Source organism: Bacillus sp. AR4-2 (assembly GCF_008274865.1).
Taxonomy (GTDB): domain Bacteria; phylum Bacillota; class Bacilli; order Bacillales; family Bacillaceae_G; genus Bacillus_A; species Bacillus_A cereus.
Window position 1 is genome coordinate 4446895 of record NZ_CP031062.1, and the last position, 16990, is coordinate 4463884.

A 16990-nucleotide genomic window follows, 5' to 3' on the forward strand; every position below is an offset into this window, starting at 1 on the left:
CAAAAACAAAAAAAAAGAAGCAAGCACCTTTAGCTTGCTTCTTTTTACTTTATATTCTCTTCTAAAGCATCTTTTTTAATATTCCAATGAGATGTATTCCATACTACCATCCCATCTTTTATGTATAACACTTGCGGTGATTCATGTCTAATACTGTATTGTTCTGCAACACGATTTGACACATCTCTCGCATCTTGTACGTATAAGTAATACGCTGGTACTTCTCTTTCTTCGCTGCAATACGCTTGAAATTCTGTGTATGCACCGTGACTAATTGGGCATGTCGTACTGTGTTTAAAAAGAACATACGGCTCGTTCTTTTCTACTAAGACTTCAAGCTCTTCAATTGTTTCAAGTTTTGTCATATTCATCACGATTCACCTCTCATACGAAATCTAGAGCGTTTCTCTTTCTTTTCAGCTTTTTTCTCAATTCTTTCTAATTTACGCTCTTCTTTTTCAACCTTCTTCTCTTGTCTCGACGCACGGTAATGATTGTATACTTCAATCGCCGCACTGCTCCACTGTACAACTTGCGCTACTTTATCAGCGTTATTTTCAATTTCGTCCGTTACAGAGTCTGATACATTACGAAGCTTCGTATTTAAAGATTGGATTGTCGTTCCAATCCCATCTACACCCGCTACCACTTTATTTAATGACTGTGACTTCTGTTGAATATCATCAGCTAACGCATTCGTTTTATGTAATAATTGCTCTGTCTCTACGCTAATTCCTTGCATTTGTTTTTCTAAACCTTCTAACGTGCTTGCAACGTTTTCTAACGTCTTCTGAACCGATAACAACGTTCTGCATACATACACTACTAATACTGCGAAAGCAACCGCGATAATAGCCGCACTTACATATAAAAGAACTTGCATTTCATCACTTCCTTTATCTTTTTCATACTTTCCCCTATTATACAATCATTTTCCGTTTCATTCTAATCCCTATCTCATCATTAGAATTTTCATACTTATTCGTTAACTGTAACATAAATCATTCAACAAATTCCACTAAGTAGGTTACAATAGGAGAGGATACATAATTAGTAGGGAGGCTTTACATATGAAAGATCCACGTATTGAAAAGTTAGCATACAATTTAATTAACTACTCTATCCGCTTACAAAAAGGTGAAAAAGTATTAATTGAAAACTTTGGCTTACAAAAAGAACTTGTAACTGCACTTGTAAAAGAAGCATATGCAGCTGGTGGTTTCCCATTCGTCTCTTTAAAAGATCATCAAGTAGATCGCTCTTTATTAATGGGTGCTACTGAAGAACATTTCGAACAAATCGCTGCATATGAAGCAAGCGTAATGAAAGACATGGACGCTTATATCGGCCTTCGCTCTGGCGATAATATTAATGAACAAGCTGACGTTCCAAGTGAGCGTATGAAAGTTCATGGCCAAACAGTTGGTAAAAAAGTTCATAGAGACATTCGCGTTCCAAAAACACGCTGGGTTGTTCTTCGCTACCCAAATGCTTCTATGGCACAGCTTGCTAAAATGAGTACAGAAGCTTTCGAAGACTTCTACTTTGAAGTATGTAACTTAGACTACGGTAAAATGGATAAGGCGATGGACAGCCTTGTTACATTAATGAATAAAACAGATAAAGTTCGTTTAACTGGTCCTGGAACTGACTTAACATTCTCTATTAAAGACATTCCAGCAATTAAATGCTCAGGTCATTTAAACATTCCAGACGGTGAAGTATACTCTGCACCAGTTCGTGATTCTGTTAACGGTACAGTTTCTTACAACACACCATCTCCTTACAACGGTTATACATTTGAAAATGTACAACTTAAGTTCGAGAACGGCCAAATCGTTGAAGCAACTGCAAACGATTCAGAACGCATTAACAAAATCTTCGATACAGACGAAGGCGCACGCTACGTTGGTGAGTTCGCAATCGGCGTAAACCCATACATCTTACATCCAATGGGAGACATCCTATTCGATGAAAAAATCGATGGCAGCTTCCACTTCACTCCTGGACAAGCTTACGACGATGCATGGAACGGTAACAACTCGAACATCCACTGGGATTTAGTATGTATCCAACGCCCTGAATACGGCGGCGGCGAAATTTACTTTGACGACGTACTAATCCGTAAAGACGGGCGCTTCGTTGTACCTGAATTAGAAGCTTTAAACCCAGAGAACTTAAAATAATGAAAAACGCTCGGAATTTTCGCCGAGCGTTTTTTTATTATCCTCACTCTATATCGAGCTACTGTTCTTACTTTTTGTTTGCTGAAAATGAAAATAATATAAAAGTGCCACTGCGATAGTACCTATTAATATGGGTACATATAAAGGCAGGTTCCATTTCATATTTACCCTAGTGCAGATAGCAAACACCAGCATAATTTCCAAGCAAAAAAGGTTTTATATATTTCATTTCTTACCTGCCATTTCTATTTTCGCATGTGGATTTTCTTTCTCTATAAGCGCCAAGAATTCATCCATATTTTGCGGCATCGCAACCATATGTACTTTATATGCATTCGTCGTAATTTCAAGAGACTTTCCGACCTGACGTATAATTCTCACATCTTTTAATACAATATCATCATTTAAAATACCGTACTTTAATACGCCATTTTCTACTTTATGTTTTTTAATAAATACTTCCCAAACGATTGGTACATTTACAATGAAGCATAAACCCATCCCAATCAACGCTGACATCCAATGCGCTTTATTAGTGAAAAGCATGACAATTGGATATATAAACATAAAAACTAACGTAAGGCAAACGAAAATGACTACTGACTTACTTCTTTGAATTGGAAAGTTCATACCTACACCCCTAATCCAAATTATACCACTATTTCTATTTTGGTTCATAGAAAAAGGCCATTTCTAAATGACCTTTTACACAATGTACCTATAAAATTTTTTATCTACCTGTAGCACCGGAAAGTTTTTCGGCAACTCGTCTATACTCACACTTTGAAAACCATTCTTTTCATAAAAACGATGTGCCGCTAAAAATTTTACTGTTGTTCCTAAGTAAATATCTTTCAATTTTTTATCCTCAGCCCATGAAATTGCTGTTTGAAGCAACATATGTGATGCGCCCCATTCTTTTCCGCGAAACTCTTTTTGTACGAACATTTTTCTTAGCGCTACTTGATGATTCTCAATATCTAATAAAGCTACTGTTCCAACTACTTTACCATCATAAATTGCTACCCAAAAGTTTCCGTGACCCTTTTGATAGAATGTTTCTATTTCAAGTAAATCAGGTTGCTCTTCTTTCGTAATTGAAACATTATACTCTTTTTGCTGAATATGAACGATAAGATCTACTACTTCCTCTTGAAACGTACCTTCATATGGAACAATACGAATCTTCTCGTTCATCGAATCTCTTTCCATTCTGAAGCTAGTAAACTATATACAGCGATATCATGAAAATGATCATATAGCCATTCTTCATCTCGTAAAATACCATCTAACTTAAATCCTAAACGTTCTGGAATTGCTCGGCTTTTCGCATTTCCAACACCGCACCGAATTTCAATTTTATTCAGCTTTAAATTTTCAAATGCATAGTGAAGTACAGCCTTTACGCTACGCGTCATAATACCTTTCCCGCCAGCATCTTCTGCAAGATAATACCCAAGACTCGTCGCTTTCTTCCCCCAACTCACTGGATGAATGCCTACCATCCCAACGAGCTTTCCTTTGTAACGTATACCACTTTCAAAACCGTCTCCCTCTGCAAACTTCTTTAACCACATCGGAAAAATTTCATCATAAGCATCAGCAGATTTTGTCCCATCTACCCAAGGGAGCCATTTTCGTAAATGATTACGGTTTTGATCTAATAATTGATATAATTCCTCTTTATGATGTTTTTCTAGTAATTGTAGTTCGATTTCGTCATCTACTCGGAGTGTGAACATGTTTTTTAGTCCCCTTTTTAGTTTTCTTATTATTCTAACATTTATATTTCAAAACGCGTACCAATATATCAACGATTTTTGAAATATATCGAACACAACTCCATATATATCGACGTTTCAACATTAATGCACAACCACGACAACATAAAAAAGACGCACAGCCAAGCTATGCGTCTTTTCTATTATTTCTCTGCAACTTGAACTTCTTTTACGTAAGCCGCTTCGAATTTTTGGATGTCACCTGCGCCCATGAAAATTAGAACGCCGTTTTTATGTTTCTTTAATACATCCGTTGTTGTATCTGTAATTAATTCTGCACCGTCAATACGCTTTTGCAGATCTTCGATTGTTAATTCACCTTTGTTTTCACGTGCTGATCCGAAAATATCACATAAGTATACTTGGTCAGCCTTGCTTAGGCTTTCTGCGAACTCATCTAAGAACTTTTCTGTACGTGAGAATGTATGTGGCTGGAATACAGCGACAATTTCACGCTCTGGATGTTTTTGACGAGCAGCTTCAATCGTTGCATTAATCTCTGTCGGATGGTGTGCGTAGTCATCGATGATTACTTGCTCTCCCATCGGCTTTTCATTAAAGCGACGTTTTACGCCTTCAAAAGTTGTTAATTGATGTTTTACTGCTTCTACATCAACATTTTCATAATGGCAAAGCGCGATTACTGCTAACGCATTTAATACGCTGTGATTGCCGTATCCTGTAATTTTGAACGTATCATAGTACGTGTTACGAACGAATACATCAAATATTGTACCATCTGTTCTCTTTTGAATGTTGCGTGCTTGGAAATCATTATCTTCTCCAAATCCATAGAAAATAACAGGTACTTTCGCTTGAATTTTTTGAAGTTCTTCATCATCTCCACATGCAATAATGCCTTTTTTCACTTGCAATGCCATCTCTTGGAATGCACTGAATACATCATTGATGTCTGCAAAATAATCTGGATGATCAAAATCAATATTCGTCATAATTGCATAGTCTGGATTATAAGACAAGAAATGACGACGATACTCACAAGCTTCAAATACAAAATACTTACTATTTTCTACCCCATGCCCTGTTCCATCTCCAATAAGGTAAGATGTTGGGTGTGCACCTTGCATTACATGGGCTAACAAACCTGTTGTTGATGTTTTTCCGTGTGCACCAGTTACAGCAACACTTGTGTATTGGCTCATCAGGTCACCTAAGAAATGATGGTAACGATGGACTGGGATGTTTAATTCTTTTGCTGCTACGATTTCTTCATGCGTATCAGGAAATGCATTTCCTGCAATAATCACTTGTCCTTCTTCTACATTATTCTTATCAAAAGGAAGGATCGAGATACTACGCTTTTCCAACGCTGTTTGTGTAAAGAAACGCTTTTCATAATCAGACCCTTGAACAGTATGCTTCATATCATGAAGAATTTGCGCTAATGAACTCATTCCTGTTCCTTTAATTCCTACAAAATGGTAAACTGTCATCTTAAAGAACCTCCAACATTTCGAACTAATACAACGGCCTATCTATAAGACAGTATATGAATCTTTTCTTATTTTGGTAATCATCATACATTTTTGATGTAGTGAAGTTATTCTTTCCCTTCACTTATCAGGATAAACTCGTACGTACTTCTTTATATGTCCATAATAAGTCCATTATAGCAAAAAAGAAGCCGCTATACTATGATAACAGAAAAACTGATAGGGTCAATCACCTATCAGTTTTTCTCTCTTTTACATCTCTTCTCTTTTTTCTAATTGAACACGCTCTAAACGTGGGTTTGGACGATATTTACGACCAGCTTTTGCTTCTGGTTTCCCATTTAGTTCTACATTATCACCAGTAAAGCCAATATTCATTTTTAATAAGCTACTTCCTACCCCGTATATGTCAACAGGTACGTTTTGAGCTTCAAATTCACGAATACGCTTCTCATCAAATCCACCAGTTACAACGATGTCTACATGCTGGAATCCTTCTTCATCAAGTGCTTTACGAAGTGCGAATACAAGCGATGGGTTTACACCACGTGGATCGAATGTTCCAAGTACTTCTGGGTGGCGAATAAAGTATTGATCAATCATCGTGCGGGACGTATCTACACGTACACCCTTTAATGTTGATCCAAATTCACGCGCTACGCGAAGTGCATCTGTAATGACATCATTGTTGTAATCAATTAATACAACTAATTCATCTTCTGGGAATTTCTTATGATATGCTTTTGCCGCTTCCACAACATCACCATTAAACATTTGAATTAATGCGTGAGGCATCGTCCCCATACCACTTTTGCCCCACCATTCATTCATCGCATGCGTCGCTTGTGCGCTCATACCTCCGATGTATGCTGCATAACCGTCACCAGCTTGTTGTGTATAATGATCATCACGGTCTCCCATGAAAATAACTGGTTTTTCTTTATCTACGCTACGCGCAGCTTGGACAACGTTATATACGTTTGTCGCAACCGATGTACGACGAGCTAAAATCCCATCAATGACACCTTCTAAAAATCCGAAATTTTCATAAGGACCATGAATTGTTAACACTGTTTCAAATGGACTAATTTTATCGCCATCTTTTAAAGAGTTAATCTCAAGTTCCTCAGGATTTTTAGCGAATGTTTGTAGCAATGCAATTACTTCATCCGTTCCGCAAAGAACTGCATTTTCCTTTTGGAAAAATTGCATCGTTACAACACTTTTCGGGCGAAATTCTTCGATGATTTCTCTAGTCTTTAAAAAGTAAACGGCAGAGAACCAACCTTCTCCAACACGTTCGTCAAATTTAAATGTTTTATTTGTTAGTCTATTTATTTCACCTTTTAATTTTAATTCAATTTCTTTCATGTCGCTTTACTCCCTACTTTACTATCCAACATTTTCTCTTAGTATACAGCAAAACCGTTTACTATACATTTGTTTCCTGCATAGCGGCAAATTCATCCTCAGAAATAAGGACATCTCTCGGTTTCGTTCCTCTACCTTCAGAAATAATTCCTTGCGATTCCATCTCTTCAATGAGACGTGCCGCGCGATTATAACCGATGCGGAATTTTCGCTGTACAGAAGATGTGGACGCTCCCCCTTGTTCTACAACAAATTGACATGCATCAAGGAACAATTCGTCTTCCGACTCAGCTTGTTCTGTTTTCGCTAATAAATCCTCTTGCTTAAATAAGTAATTCGGCTTCATTTGCTTTTTCACATGATCAACTGTTTTTTCAATCTCATCATCCGATACATATACACCTTGTACACGAACTGGTTTAGATGTACCGTTCCCTAAGAATAACATATCACCACGGCCAAGTAATTTCTCCGCGCCCCCAATATCAATAATCGTACGCGAATCAACTTGAGATGATACAGTAAACGCAATACGCGTTGGAATGTTTGACTTAATTAAACCTGTAATAACATCTACAGATGGACGCTGCGTCGCTACTAATAAATGAATACCACAAGCACGTGCTTTTTGCGCAATACGACAAATCGCTTCCTCAACATCACCAGGTGCTACCATCATTAAATCGGCTAACTCGTCAATGACAATAACGATATAAGGTAATGTCTCTCCTGGAATTTCTCGCTCACTTACAATCGTATTGTAGCGAGTTAAATCACGAGCACCAGCATGCGCAAACAATTCATAACGGCGTTCCATTTCCTCAACTGCCCATTTTAATGCAGCTGTCGCTGCTTTTACATCCGTAATAACAGGTGCTACAAGATGCGGAACAGAATTGTATGGTGCAAGCTCAACCATCTTCGGATCAATTAACATTAACTTCACTTCATGTGGTTTCGCTTTATATAAAATACTCGTTAAAATCGCGTTAATACACACACTTTTACCTGAACCCGTTGCACCCGCAATAAGTCCGTGCGGCATTTTTCGAATATCCGTTACAATTGGATCCCCTGAAATATCAAGTCCAAGAGCAACAGTAAGCGGTGATTCACTCTTTGTGAATACAGGACTTCTTAAAATTTCGCGAAGAAATACTGGCTTACTTTCTTTATTTGGAACTTCAATTCCAATTGCACTCTTCCCTGGAATCGGTGCTTCAATACGAATATCTTTCGCAGCTAAACTTAACTTAATATCATCACTTAAATTTGTAATTTTATTTACTTTCACACCTGGGTCTGGCTGTACTTCAAAACGAGTTACCGCTGGACCTTGTGATACATTAATAACATGTGCGCCAACGTGAAAATTATTAAACGTTGTATCTAATAATTCTTTCTGCTCCTCTAACCATTCTGTATTATCTAACGCTGATTGCTGTGGAATCGACAACAGCGCTAATGGTGGAACAGTATATGTCGGTGGTGTATGCAATACATTTCGCATATCGTTCTCTCTTTGATTTACAACATATGCTTTCTCTTGTACTTCCGTACTTGAAATTGGCTTTTGTACTTGCTCTACCACTACTTGCTGCATTGGTTGCTCTTCCACTTGTGGTTCTGCTACTACTTGCTGCACTGGGCGTTCTTCCACTTGTGGTTCTGCTACTTGCTGCACTGGGCGCTCTTCCACTTGTGGTTCTACTACCACCTGCTGCACTGGGCGTTCTTCCACTTGTGGTTCTACTACCACCTGCTGCATTGGGTTTTCTTCCACTTGTGGTTCTGCTACTACTTGCTGCACTGGGCGTTCTTCCACTTGTGGTTCCGCTACTACTTGCTGCACTGGGCGTTCTTCCACTTGTGGTTCTACTACCACCTGCTGCATTGGGTTTTCTTCCACTTGTGGTTCTGCTACTACTTGCTGCACTGGGCGTTCTTCCACTTGTGGTTCTGCTACCTCTTGTTGTACTGGCTTATTCTCTACTCGTACATTAGCAGAAGGCTGCATTGCATTTGCTCTAGCTGCATGTCTTTCCATTAATCGTGTTCTATCTTGTTTCAACATAACAACATTAAATGGTACATGGCGCTTTTTCTCACGTTTTGGTTCTTCTTTTTGTACAACTGGTTGCTCTTCTGCGATTGGTGTTTCTTCTACAACTCGTTGCTCTTCTACGACTGGTGTTTCTTCTACAACTCGTTGCTCTTCTACGACTGGCGCTTCTTCTACAACTCGTTGCTCTTCTGCGACCTGTGCTTCTTCTACAACTCGTCTATTTTCCTCTGTTTCTGCAATTAAAACATTCGCAAAGCTTTGAACATCTTTCTTCGTTTGTTCATCAGCCTCAGCAACATGTATGAATTCACTCTTTTGTTCAATTGCTTCCACTTCTTCTAACTCTTCTGCTTCCGCAATTACTTCAGCTTCTTCTGACTCTTCTGCTTCCGCAATTACTTCCACTTCTTCTGACTCTTCCGTTTCTGCAATTACTTCAGCTTCTTCTGACTCTTCTGCTTCCGCAATTACTTTCACTTCTTCTGACTCTTCTGCTTCCGCAATTACTTCCACTTCTTCTAGCTCTTTTGCTTCCGCAATTACTTCCACTTCTTCTGACTCTTTTGCTTCCGCAATTACTTCCACTTCTTCTGACTCTTCTGTTTCTGCAATCACTTCTACTTCTTCTGTTTCTGCAATCACTTCTACTTCTTCTGCTTCCGCAATTACTTCCACTTCTTCTGACTCTTCTGTTTCTGCAATTACTTCAGCTTCTTCTGACTCTTCTGCTTCCGCAATTACTTCCACTTCTTCTGACTCTTCTGCTTCCGCAATTACTTCCACTTCTTCTGACTCTTCCGTTTCTGCAATTACTTCCACTTCTTCTAGCTCTTTTGCTTCCGCAATTACTTCCACTTCTTCTGACTCTTCCGTTTCTGTAATTACTTCTACTTTTGACACTTCTTCTGGTATTTCCACAATGATTGTTTCTTCAAGTTTTTCTTCTGCTTTGACAATCACTGATTCTTCTGGAGCTTGCTTTTCTACTTCAATAGTAGGTTGTTTTATTTCTGTGTTACGTTTAATTTCTTCTGATAATATTGTATCCTCGTGCTCTACTTTAGAAGCTACTAATTCTTCTTGTAGATTGTTTTCGTTTAACACCACTACATCTTTTTCTAGCTTAGCACTTTCCATCTGCTCAGCTACTGTTTTATGAAGTAATTCATCCGCTGAAACTTCCTGCGGTGTACTCATTTCTTGAATCACTTCTTTTTCTTCTACTAAAGGCACTTGGCGTTCGATTTCATAACCGTTTTTCTCTAGCCATTGATCAACTACTGACTTTTCTTCCTTTTTATTCTCTTCATATTGTTGCTCTCCTTGCTGGTTAGCAGCTCTATGACTAGAAGAAGTTGGTGCTTGTCCTTCTGAGAAATCAGATAATTTATATCCTTTTTTCTCTAACCATGCATCAACGACTGATTTACCCTCTACAGATATTTCAAGGTCTTCTCTTTCCTTTACTTCCTCCTGCTTTTCTTCCTTTTTCTCTACTGAAGGACGATTATATCCATAAATTGGCGAAATCATTTCTGTTGGACGAAATGGTCTACGGTTACTCTCTTGCGAAGGTGCAGATGCCTTTTTAACGACAGACTCCCGCACCGGTTCATATTGCACTTCCGGCTCTTCATATGTAGAAACTACCTTTTCCACATACGGTCGTCTGCTTCTTTCCACCTTTATTCCTCTTTGGGCAGTAGGTTCTTCATATGTTACTCCTTGAACAGGTTGTTCTTCGAAGCGATTTACTTCGCTTTCATCCTCTTCATCGAACCCATTATCCGGTACTAAAGGAAAACGGCATTTACCTGCATTCCTACTTGCCATTTGTGCTTCTCTTGCTTCAGTGTAGTGGTTTACACGAGGAATTTTCGGCTGACTTTCAATTTGCTTTGGTACTTCTTTATTCATCGCTGTTTGTTCTTCCTCTTTGTTAAACAGCTTTTTCATCCAATCTAACATGCTTACCACTCTTTCTACTAAATAGTAACATCCTTTATTGTATCAGCATTCGGCAAAAAGTGCAGGTAAAATTAAGCATGTCATATTTATCCACAATATTCTAATTTACGAGTGTTTCATATGGAAAAACGCAGCCTTTCATGTAAGACTGCGCTTAAGCTTTACTCTTCCGATATGCACCTATACTATCCGTTACACTTTGCAATAAAGAATTTACATACTGGGGGTCAGATAATTTTTTATCTTCTTCATGGTTTGACATAAACCCAAGTTCTAATAACACACCAGGAACCTTTGCCCAATTAAATCCAGAAAGATCATCCCGAAATTTAATTCCATTTACTTTTACTTGCTGGTTCTCCCTCATTTTATTTATAATCATTTGAGAGATTTGAAGACTTTCCGCATAAATCTCTTTCGTATACGGACTTCCTTCTGCCGGCGTCAATACAGCAAATCCACTTTCGTTTGGATTTTCAGAACCATCTGCATGAAGACGTAAAAATAAATTCGCCTTATGATTATTTGCGAATGTCGCCCGTTCTTTATTACTTATATCAACGTCTTGTGATGTTCTCGTCATTAATACTTGTATCCCTTTTGCTTCAAGCTTTTCTTTTAATAAAAAAGCCATTTCTAATACAAGTACAGCCTCTCTCTTTTTCGTCACAACACCTGTTGTACCGTCTGTCACTTTATATTTTTGCGTTGTTGCCCCTGGTCCAATTGGCTCTAAATTTAAATTCGCTTTTTGTTGATGCCCTGGATCAATAACGACGAGAAACTTCTCTTGTTTTTCATTACTCCCTACTTTTTGTTCATTATTTTGCACTGGTTGCTCAGTTGGCTGCACTGGCGTAGTTTCTTCTTTCTTTTCCTCAGATGATACTTCCTCTTGCTTATGTTCTACTTGCTCATTCGTTTGAATTGCTTGCAATTCTTCGTTTATTTCTTGTTCTTGCTGTTTTTCTACCGGTGCGTCTTCTTTGGTATCTTTGTTTTTCTCTTGTATAGAAGATGTAGTTTCTTTTTTCGGCTGCTCTTGTGAACAACCGGCCATATATATTCCAATGAATGCAATCATGCTCATTATTTTTATATACTTCATACTTCTCTCCCATCACTTTGCACCAGATTCAAAGTTTTTCTTATAATTGCCCTATAATCTCATCCATATTTCCAATATAAACTGGCTGCCATTTTTCTGTACCACGTTCTGCAGTATAAACCGGATAAGCGTCATCATCTATATTTACGAAAACTGGATCGCCCATATCCGTTTCATATCCAATTGTAATCCATCCTTCTTGCCACTTTCCGTTTTCTTCACTTATTAATGAATTTTTATGTTTATCGTATCGGTAACCGATTTGTCCTTTTTCTAATTCACTTTCACTAAACACATATATTTCATAAGTACCTAGCTCAATATCTTGCTGTTTTGAAGTTTCAATTCGTTTTAGAAGTTCTGCGATTTTTATTTGTTGTTTCATACGTCTATCCCCTTCTATTTTTCTAAATTTTAACTAGTTTGTTTATAAAATACAATATAGATTTTAAGAAAAAAGGTGACATCCTTATCATATTAACGATTTTTTAAATATATCTATCACAACTCTACATATATCAACGATTTTTCAAATATATCTATCGTAACTCTACATATATCAACGATTTTTCAAATATATCTATCGTAACTCTACATATATCAACGATTCGACACGGAATATCGAATTACCAACAATGAATGCAAAAAAAAGAGAGGCTGTCCAAAAGGACAACCTCTCTTTTCTTATATCAATTAAAATTTAAACTCTTGTCCAACTTCAAAGCTATCTTCTAATACAAGAATACCTTTTTCTTGTGGAGCATCTGGAAGCTCTAATTCACGTGCAGAGCAGATCATTCCAGAAGAAGGAACACCGCGAAGCTCAGCTGGCTTGATTAACATACCGCTTGGCATTACAGCGCCGATTTTTGCAACGACAACTTTTTGTCCTGCATCAACGTTTGGTGCACCACATACTATTTGTAATGTTTCTGTACCGATTTCTACTTTACAGATGTTTAGCTTGTCAGCATTTGGATGCTTTTCTTTTTCAGCTACATAGCCTACAACAAATTTCGGAGAAAGATCTGCTTCTACTGTTTCTTCAAAGCCATTCTTCGCTAAAATTTCGTTGATTTTCTCTACAAGCTCTTTCGTTAATGTAAGGTTGCCTGTTTCTTTTACTTCTAAGTAAGAAGATGCATTAAAGATGTTGAATCCTGCTGTTACATTGCTTTCACGATCGTATACGCGTGCAACATCTCCTTTGCGATCAAAAGTACGGTTCTCTAAAGTAATATCTTGTAAGGCAACAATTAAAGTGTCACCAATTCCTTCAAGGTTGTAAAAAACGTTCACTTCGTTCATCCTTTCTCTTTTCCATCTGTCTTCTTCCGATTTTTCGCTAAAATAAAGATTGGTTCAAATTCTCCATCTTCATATACGAATGAAAGTGATGTAATCGGAACATGCCCTTCGGCAAAAAATTTCATTGTCATTTGTGCAATAATATCATAACCGATTTCGTTGACGATATCAGCAATAATTAATACATCTTGGTGAGGAACAGCAACAACCATGTCACCAGAAATCTTTTCACGCATCGATTGTAGTAACGATTCGTTTAAAATACGAGTCGCGTCATACCCATCATTTGTGTTTAAAAAGTAGAATGTATTACCCGCTACTGTGTCTTGTTTAAATTCATAACCTAATGAGCGTGCGTTGAATAATGCCATTTCACGCACTTGCTGTTCTGTAAGTTCTAATTTTTGTAATAGACGCTCATCAATTAGTCGATACGTTTTATTCGAATCTAGCGCGTAGTAAATACGTGTTTCCGCCGTATGATCCGTCATAATAAACGGATTTCCTTCTTCTGCTTGTTTCGGGAAAGAAGTAGAGCGAATAACAGGTAAAATTTTCGCTCCGCTATTTTCTTCTTTATGCATCGCAATTAGCGCTTCTTGTACGTAATAAGCAACTTCTTCAATTGCCTTTTCCTTGTTCACTTCCCATTTTGCCACAACTCCTGGAAGCGATACGTTAATACCTTTTTTGGAGTCTTTTTGTTCAATACGTAAAACTTCTTTCTCACTATCATACTGAAAGTCCCATTCTGGGCGAGATAATTTCTTTATTAACTCATCTTTCATCTTTTTACTTGTCATCTTCATCTCTTTTTTCCTCCCTTCCAAAAAAATAACCTCCCCCGCGAAGGTAGAGGTTGTTTTACAATTCAATTGGCAAATTGCCTTATTTTAAACCTTCAATGAACTCTTCGATTTGTTCTTGTGTTTTACGATCTTTGTTTACATAGCGACCAGTTTCTTCACCTTTATTGTACGCTACAAAGCTCGGAATGCCAAATACGTCTAATTTTACACATAGATCAATAAACTCATCACGATCTACATAGTAAAATGAGAAATCACTATATTTCTCTTCTACTTCTGGCATAAATGGATCTACAAAGCGGCAGTCTGGGCACCATTCTGCCGAGAACATAAAGACTACATTCTCTTCATTTTTTAACTGTTGGAATTGCTCCATGCTTTCTAATGACTTCATCTATATTTCCTCCTCTAACGGGTGCATTTTTCATGTTATAATCTTTCTTTTATACTACCATACATCGCGCACGGTGCAAGGTTTATGCTTGCTTTTTGTCATACTTATATTGCCCAACTAACAACTTAACAACGTGTACAAATAATTCCGTGCGGTCAACATAATCATCTGTAAAAATACCGATAGCACCTTCGTGACTACGAATATCTTTTCGCTGCACAAACTCTTCCATCACTTCGCTTAATTCCTTACCATCTTCAAGAGGTGCTAAAAAATCGTCTGGTAACGTAATACGCGCTCCTCCGGCCACAAATACTTTCCCATCCATTGTTGCTAGCGCGCCCCAATTACACATAAATAAACCGTGCTCCGTTTTCATTACGCCGCCTTCTAGCCCAATACCAATTGGAGCTTCTCCTTCCTCTAGCGCTCGCTTCGCTCTATTAATCGCTCCTTGCATCGTCTCTTCATCTGAGAAAGGCTGAGCTGATACTCCTGACGGAACAGAAAGAGATGTAATTTCAGCATCTTTCCAAACCTTCTCCACAGCCCCAACCTTCGTTTTATTCTTTGACCCTACTACTACTTTCATTTCGTTCACCTCTATAAAAATTCATCATTCTATTCTAATATCCACTTCGGCACGAATTAAGTACCAACCACTATCACATACCACCAGGGAATCCCTTCTACCTATAAAAGAAGGTGGCTTTTCACAATATTACTGGTCCTAGACACAAAAACAGGCTTCTTCTTTCTTCCTACGCGCGGTCTTCACACATCATTCGAGCATCCATTAGGCACTGACCGCCACCACACACCGCTGGGTCATCTCTCCTACCTAAAAAAAGAAAGAGCTTTTAGCCCTTTCTTCTACGCATTATTCTTAATTGTCTCTAACGTCGTTTTATCTGTTGTTCTTACAAGCTTCGTAATTAATTCTTTCGCCGCTGCATAATCATCAACATGTAAAATTGAAGCATGTGTATGAACGTAGCGCGCACAAACACCAATTACTGCTGATGGGATACCAGAGTTACTTGTATGTACACGGCCCGCATCTGTACCACCTTGTGAAATAAAGTATTGGTACGGAATGTTGTTTGTTTCTGCTGTATCTAAAATGAATTCGCGTATTCCTCTATGTGTTACCATCGTGCGATCGTAAATACGAAGAAGAGCACCTTTTCCTAATTGACCGAACTGTGTTTTGTCACCAGATGCATCGTTTGCTGGACTTGCATCAAGCGCATAGAAAATATCTGGTTGAATCATATTTGCAGCTGTTTGCGCTCCGCGGAGCCCTACTTCTTCTTGTACAGTAGCACCAGAATATAATGTATTTGGTAATGTTTCATCTTTTAATTCTTTTAATAATTCGATTGCAAGACCACATCCGTAACGGTTGTCCCAAGCTTTCGCCATAATTTTCTTCTCATTTGCCATCGGTGTAAACGGGCAGATTGGCACGATTTGTTGTCCTGGTTTTACACCAATCTCAATCGCATCTTCATAGCTATCTGCACCTATATCAATTAACATATTTTTTATATCCATCGGTTTTGCACGTTGCGCGTCACTTAATAAATGAGGAGGAATAGAACCAACAACCCCAATAACAGGACCATTCTTCGTCATAACTTGTACACGCTGTGCTAATAAAACTTGGCTCCACCAGCCGCCTAACGTTTGAAAACGAAGCATTCCGTTTTTCGTAATTTGCGTAACCATGAAACCTACTTCATCCATATGACCTGCTACAAGAACACGCGGGCCAGTTTCGTCCCCTTTTTTCAGACCAAATACGCTACCTAAACCGTCTTGTACAATTTCATCCGCATATTTGCTTAATTCTTGTTTCATAAAACGGCGTACATCATGTTCAAAACCTGATGCACCTTGTAATTCTGTTAACGTACGAAATAATTGTAATGTCTCTTTATTCACGAAGTCCCCTTCTTTCAAACCTTAGTAGAATACCTCTTTTATTGTAACGAAATTTTCGAAATGTTTCTAGTTTCTTCTTTTTTAGCTGTATTTGCTTTATAATTATTATCGGTACACTATTTTTATTTTATAGAATTGAGGTGAATATATGAGCTGGAAAGGTTTAGTAGCAGGTCTTGGCGTTGGGTTCGCAGCTGGTTATCTCGTTGCAAACAAAGTACAAGAACAATCCCATATTTCTTCAGAAAAAGCATTGAAAATGGTGAAACAAGCATTAAGTCATAAAGGTGAAATTACTGGCTCTTGGGTACATATGGTTCCAGAGACATTTGAAAAATATGATGTCGCATATGAAGTTTATCGCGGCGGTCTTACAACAATGTTAAATGATATACAAGAACGATTTGAATTTTTAGTTGATGCTAAAACAGGTACTGTTTTAGAGGTTATAGCAGCATAAAAAGGAGGGTTCCCATTAGGTGAACCTCTTATTTTTTAATTGTGGGTATTGATTAAAATTATATCAGCGATTTCCCAATTATATCGATTTATCAACAAAACCCGACAATAAAAAAGAGGCTGCTCCAATAAATATGATG

Annotated in this window: 17 protein-coding genes and 1 pseudogene; 2 read left to right on the top strand and 16 right to left on the bottom strand. The window is 38.0% G+C overall.

Features of this window, described 5'->3' with window-relative positions; all coding sequences use genetic code 11:
- Positions 1-44: 44 nt before the first annotated feature.
- Both ytxJ and DN399_RS22975 read right to left on the bottom strand, forming a co-directional pair.
- Positions 45-371 (bottom strand): bacillithiol system redox-active protein YtxJ, encoded by a 327-nt coding sequence (ytxJ, locus tag DN399_RS22970; protein WP_001057469.1) that lies wholly within the window; start codon positions 369-371, stop codon positions 45-47.
- Positions 371-883, bottom strand: a complete 513-nt coding sequence (locus DN399_RS22975; RefSeq protein ID WP_001197720.1) for a DUF948 domain-containing protein — start codon at positions 881-883, stop codon at positions 371-373. Before DN399_RS22975 ends, ytxJ begins: the two co-directional genes overlap by 1 nt.
- A gap of 187 nt (positions 884-1070) precedes the next feature.
- On the opposite strand from DN399_RS22975, the gene DN399_RS22980 reads away from it, so the two are divergent.
- The gene (locus DN399_RS22980) at positions 1071-2186 is read left to right on the top strand and encodes an aminopeptidase (protein WP_000654729.1); all 1116 of its coding nucleotides are present in this window, start codon (positions 1071-1073) and stop codon (positions 2184-2186) included.
- A gap of 48 nt (positions 2187-2234) precedes the next feature.
- Here the strand turns inward: DN399_RS22980 and DN399_RS28665 are convergent.
- The 14 genes and pseudogenes from DN399_RS28665 to DN399_RS23045 form a co-directional block, all read right to left on the bottom strand.
- Positions 2235-2415, bottom strand: a pseudogene (locus DN399_RS28665) (hypothetical protein).
- Complete coding sequence (locus DN399_RS22985) at positions 2412-2816, bottom strand: PH domain-containing protein (RefSeq protein WP_001010640.1); 405 nt, start codon at positions 2814-2816, stop codon at positions 2412-2414. Before DN399_RS22985 ends, DN399_RS28665 begins: the two are co-directional and overlap by 4 nt.
- 75 nt (positions 2817-2891) lie before the next feature.
- Entirely contained in the window at positions 2892-3383 is a 492-nt protein-coding gene (locus DN399_RS22990; protein WP_001003158.1) for a GNAT family N-acetyltransferase, read from the bottom strand.
- Positions 3380-3928, bottom strand: a complete 549-nt coding sequence (locus tag DN399_RS22995) for a GNAT family N-acetyltransferase (RefSeq protein ID WP_000494681.1) — start codon at positions 3926-3928, stop codon at positions 3380-3382. Before DN399_RS22995 ends, DN399_RS22990 begins: the two co-directional genes overlap by 4 nt.
- A 182-nt stretch (positions 3929-4110) precedes the next feature.
- Positions 4111-5421, bottom strand: a complete 1311-nt coding sequence (gene murC / locus DN399_RS23000; protein WP_000219468.1) for a UDP-N-acetylmuramate--L-alanine ligase — start codon at positions 5419-5421, stop codon at positions 4111-4113.
- Positions 5422-5673: 252 nt separating this feature from the next.
- Positions 5674-6792: a nicotinate phosphoribosyltransferase gene (locus tag DN399_RS23005; RefSeq protein ID WP_000658370.1), complete on the bottom strand. Its 1119-nt coding sequence runs from the start codon at positions 6790-6792 to the stop codon at positions 5674-5676.
- 61 nt (positions 6793-6853) lie between these two features.
- Positions 6854-10825 (bottom strand): DNA translocase FtsK, encoded by a 3972-nt coding sequence (locus tag DN399_RS23010; protein ID WP_149149942.1) that lies wholly within the window; start codon positions 10823-10825, stop codon positions 6854-6856.
- Positions 10826-10979: 154 nt separating this feature from the next.
- Positions 10980-11933 (bottom strand): N-acetylmuramoyl-L-alanine amidase, encoded by a 954-nt coding sequence (locus DN399_RS23015; RefSeq protein WP_149149943.1) that lies wholly within the window; start codon positions 11931-11933, stop codon positions 10980-10982.
- Positions 11934-11973: 40 nt separating this feature from the next.
- A complete protein-coding gene (locus DN399_RS23020) occupies positions 11974-12318 on the bottom strand; it encodes a hypothetical protein (RefSeq protein WP_000813166.1) in 345 nt (114 codons plus the stop codon).
- A gap of 308 nt (positions 12319-12626) precedes the next feature.
- On the bottom strand, positions 12627-13241 hold the full coding sequence (ytpR, locus tag DN399_RS23025) for a YtpR family tRNA-binding protein (protein ID WP_001006770.1): 615 nt from the start codon (positions 13239-13241) through the stop codon (positions 12627-12629).
- On the bottom strand, positions 13238-14050 hold the full coding sequence (locus DN399_RS23030) for a DUF1444 domain-containing protein (protein ID WP_000784588.1): 813 nt from the start codon (positions 14048-14050) through the stop codon (positions 13238-13240). Before DN399_RS23030 ends, ytpR begins: the two co-directional genes overlap by 4 nt.
- Positions 14051-14129: 79 nt before the next feature.
- Complete coding sequence (locus tag DN399_RS23035; RefSeq protein WP_000838193.1) at positions 14130-14444, bottom strand: thioredoxin family protein; 315 nt, start codon at positions 14442-14444, stop codon at positions 14130-14132.
- An 82-nt stretch (positions 14445-14526) separates the two neighbouring features.
- Complete coding sequence (locus DN399_RS23040) at positions 14527-15036, bottom strand: DUF84 family protein (protein ID WP_000869940.1); 510 nt, start codon at positions 15034-15036, stop codon at positions 14527-14529.
- 281 nt (positions 15037-15317) lie between these two features.
- Positions 15318-16391 carry a M42 family metallopeptidase gene (locus DN399_RS23045; RefSeq protein ID WP_001031514.1) on the bottom strand — a complete coding sequence of 358 codons (1074 nt, stop codon included), beginning with the start codon at positions 16389-16391 and terminating at the stop codon, positions 15318-15320.
- A gap of 148 nt (positions 16392-16539) precedes the next feature.
- Between DN399_RS23045 and DN399_RS23050 the strand changes: the two genes are divergently transcribed.
- Entirely contained in the window at positions 16540-16851 is a 312-nt protein-coding gene (locus DN399_RS23050) for a PepSY domain-containing protein (RefSeq protein ID WP_000118543.1), read from the top strand.
- The last annotated feature ends 139 nt before the right edge of the window (positions 16852-16990 follow it).

Bases quoted from the DNA above. Each gene is read 5' to 3' on its own strand.
- ytxJ (WP_001057469.1), bottom strand. From the start codon at position 371: ATGAATATGACAAAACTTGAAACAATTGAAGAGCTTGAAGTCTTAGTA.
- DN399_RS22975 (WP_001197720.1), bottom strand. From the start codon at position 883: ATGCAAGTTCTTTTATATGTAAGTGCGGCTATTATCGCGGTTGCTTTC.
- DN399_RS22980 (WP_000654729.1), top strand. From the start codon at position 1,071: ATGAAAGATCCACGTATTGAAAAGTTAGCATACAATTTAATTAACTAC.
- DN399_RS22985 (WP_001010640.1), bottom strand. From the start codon at position 2,816: ATGAACTTTCCAATTCAAAGAAGTAAGTCAGTAGTCATTTTCGTTTGC.
- DN399_RS22990 (WP_001003158.1), bottom strand. From the start codon at position 3,383: ATGAACGAGAAGATTCGTATTGTTCCATATGAAGGTACGTTTCAAGAG.
- DN399_RS22995 (WP_000494681.1), bottom strand. From the start codon at position 3,928: ATGTTCACACTCCGAGTAGATGACGAAATCGAACTACAATTACTAGAA.
- murC (WP_000219468.1), bottom strand. From the start codon at position 5,421: ATGACAGTTTACCATTTTGTAGGAATTAAAGGAACAGGAATGAGTTCA.
- DN399_RS23005 (WP_000658370.1), bottom strand. From the start codon at position 6,792: ATGAAAGAAATTGAATTAAAATTAAAAGGTGAAATAAATAGACTAACA.
- DN399_RS23010 (WP_149149942.1), bottom strand. From the start codon at position 10,825: ATGTTAGATTGGATGAAAAAGCTGTTTAACAAAGAGGAAGAACAAACA.
- DN399_RS23015 (WP_149149943.1), bottom strand. From the start codon at position 11,933: ATGAAGTATATAAAAATAATGAGCATGATTGCATTCATTGGAATATAT.
- DN399_RS23020 (WP_000813166.1), bottom strand. From the start codon at position 12,318: ATGAAACAACAAATAAAAATCGCAGAACTTCTAAAACGAATTGAAACT.
- ytpR (WP_001006770.1), bottom strand. From the start codon at position 13,241: ATGAACGAAGTGAACGTTTTTTACAACCTTGAAGGAATTGGTGACACT.
- DN399_RS23030 (WP_000784588.1), bottom strand. From the start codon at position 14,050: ATGAAGATGACAAGTAAAAAGATGAAAGATGAGTTAATAAAGAAATTA.
- DN399_RS23035 (WP_000838193.1), bottom strand. From the start codon at position 14,444: ATGAAGTCATTAGAAAGCATGGAGCAATTCCAACAGTTAAAAAATGAA.
- DN399_RS23040 (WP_000869940.1), bottom strand. From the start codon at position 15,036: ATGAAAGTAGTAGTAGGGTCAAAGAATAAAACGAAGGTTGGGGCTGTG.
- DN399_RS23050 (WP_000118543.1), top strand. From the start codon at position 16,540: ATGAGCTGGAAAGGTTTAGTAGCAGGTCTTGGCGTTGGGTTCGCAGCT.